At 71.7% G+C, this 2,685-nt stretch carries 2 protein-coding genes; both read left to right on the top strand.

The window, feature by feature from the left end; genetic code table 11:
- The first annotated feature begins 115 nt into the window (after positions 1-115).
- The gene (locus tag ACCP09_RS38630) at positions 116-907 is read left to right on the top strand and encodes a purine-nucleoside phosphorylase (RefSeq protein ID WP_027932495.1); all 792 of its coding nucleotides are present in this window, start codon (positions 116-118) and stop codon (positions 905-907) included.
- A complete protein-coding gene (locus ACCP09_RS38635; protein ID WP_433753975.1) occupies positions 904-2,544 on the top strand; it encodes a phospho-sugar mutase in 1,641 nt (546 codons plus the stop codon). Before ACCP09_RS38630 ends, ACCP09_RS38635 begins: the two co-directional genes overlap by 4 nt.
- Positions 2,545-2,685: the final 141 nt, after the last annotated feature.

The raw sequence follows: 2,685 nt of genomic DNA on the forward strand, positions 1-2,685 counted from the left end.
GGTGGTCGAAAGGTGACCATTTGAGCGCGTGAGGCGCTTTTTCCGCGCGACAGCGCGGGGGGCATCCACCTCGGGGTGGGGCACGGCCGTGGCAGGCCGCTGGGAAGATGGCTCCATGACCGAACAAGATGTGGCGTCGGCTGCTGCCGCCACCATCGCGGAGCGCACCGGATTCGCCAAGCACGACATCGCGGTGGTGCTGGGCTCCGGGTGGCGTCCCGCGGCGGACGTGATCGGCGAGCCCGAGGCGGAGATCCCGCTCGGTGAGCTGCCCGGCTTCGAGACCCCGACCGCCGTCGGACACGGTGGCACCGTCCGCTCCGTGGACGTGGACGGCAAGCGCACCCTGGTGCTCCTGGGCCGCACCCACCTGTACGAGGGCAAGGGCGTGGGCCGCGTCGTGCACAACGTGCGGACTGCCGCTGCTGCTGGGGTGAAGTCCGTTCTGCTCACCAACGCCGCCGGCGGGTTGCGGGACGACTACCAGGTCGGCCAGCCCGTGTTGATCTGCGACCACCTCAACATGACCGCGACCTCCCCCATCACCGGCGCGAACTTCGTCGACCTGGTCGACCTGTACTCGCACCGCCTGCGGGACCTCGCGCGCGAGATCGACCCGAGCCTGACCGAGGGCGTTTACGCGGGCCTGCCCGGCCCCCACTTCGAGACCCCCGCCGAGATCCGCATGCTGCGCACGCTCGGCGCCGACCTGGTCGGCATGTCGACCGTCCTCGAAGCGATCGCCGCCCGTGCCGCCGGTGTCGAGGTGTTCGGGCTGTCCCTGGTCACCAACCTGGCCGCGGGCATGACCGGCGAGCCGTTGAGCCACCAGGAGGTCCTGGAGGCCGGACGCGCGTCGGCCGAGAAGATGGGCACCCTGCTGCGCCGGCTCGTCGCGCGCGCATGAGCCGCCTCACCCCCGAACTCCGCGACCGCGCGATCCGCTGGATCGCCGACGACGTGGACGCGGCCGCGCGGCAGGAGTTGCAGGCCGTGCTCGCCGCTGCGATGAACGGCGCCCCCGATGCGGTGACCGACCTGGCGGACCGGATGGCCGGTCCGCTCGAGTTCGGCACCGCCGGGTTGCGCGGCCCCGTCCGGGCCGGACCGAACGGCATGAACACCGCCGTCGTCGTCCGCACCACGGCCGGGGTCGCGACCTGGCTGACCGCGCACGGCAAGGCAGGCGGGATCGTCGTCGTCGGCCGGGACGCCCGGCACGGCTCGGAGGAGTTCGCGACCGCGGCGGCCGAGGTGCTGCACGCGGCCGGGTTCGACGTCCGGGTCCTGCCCCGCCCCCTGCCGACACCGCTGGTGGCGTTCGCGACGAAGCACCTCGGCGCTGCGGCAGGCATCCAGATCACCGCGTCGCACAACCCGCCTGCCGACAACGGCTACAAGTTGTACGACGACGTCGCGATCCAGATCGTGCCGCCCGCCGACGCCGAAATCGAGACGGCGATCGCCGCGGCCCCCGGCGCGATCAGCGTGCCCCGCAAACCGGGGGCGACCGTGCTCGGCGACGAGATCCTCGACGAGTACCTGTACCGGGTGTCGCAGGTCCCGCGGTCGCCGCACCGCGGGCTGCGGGTCGCCGCCACCGCACTGCACGGGGTCGGCGCGGAGGTCCTGCGTGAGGCGCTGTCCCGCGCCGGCTTCACCGACGTGCACCTGGTCGCCGAGCAGTCGGCTCCGGACGCGGACTTCCCGACGGTGTCCTTCCCCAACCCGGAAGAGCCGGGCGCGACGGACCTGCTGCTCGCGCTGGCCGCGGAGGTCGACGCCGACCTCGCCATCGCACTGGACCCGGACGCGGACCGCTGCGCCGTCGGCGTGCCGGACGCGACCGGTGAGTGGCGGATGCTCCGCGGGGACGAGACCGGGGTCCTGCTTGGCGAATACGTCCTGTCGACGACGAGCAACCCGGACCCGCTGGTGGCGACGACGATCGTGTCGGCCGCGATGCTGGGGGACATCGCCCGGGCCCACGGCGCCCGGTACGCGGAGACCCTGACGGGCTTCAAGTGGCTGACCCGCTCCGGCGACGGGCTGGTGTTCGCCTACGAGGAGGCTCTGGGGCTGTGTGTGAACCCGGACTTCGTGCGGGACAAGGACGGCATCGCCGCGGCGACCCTCGCGTGTGACCTGGCCGCGAAGGTGAAGGCCGAGGGCCGGTCGCTACTCGACGAGCTGGACCGGCTGTCCGTCGCGCACGGGGTGTACGTCACGGACCAGGTGTCGTTGCGGGTGACGGATCTGTCGGTCCGCGGGCAGCTCATGGCACGCCTGCGGAAGTCGCCGCCGACCGAGCTGGGCGGCGCGGCTGTGGAAATGGAGGACTTGTTGCCGGAGACGGATGCGTTGCGCATCGCCGGCGGTGGGTTGCGGGTGGTGATCCGCCCGTCGGGCACCGAGCCGAAGTTGAAGTGCTACCTGCAGGTGACGCGCCCGGTGGCGGACGAGGCGGCTCTGGCTGAGGTGCGAGTGGATGCGATGTCGACGATGGCGATGTTGCGCACCGATGTGGAGGCTCTGCTGGCTTGACCGTGCGGTGCTGCCCACTCGTCCGGGGCAGCACCGCACGCACCCGCAAAAAGCTCGAGGCCCCGGGAGAACCTTTGACAGTTCTCAACCGGGGCCTCGAGTATCAAGTTGTGTTCGGCGGTGTCCTACTCTCCCACACCC

The organism is Amycolatopsis sp. 3B14 (assembly GCF_050958625.1).
GTDB lineage: Bacteria > Actinomycetota > Actinomycetes > Mycobacteriales > Pseudonocardiaceae > Amycolatopsis_E > Amycolatopsis_E thermoflava.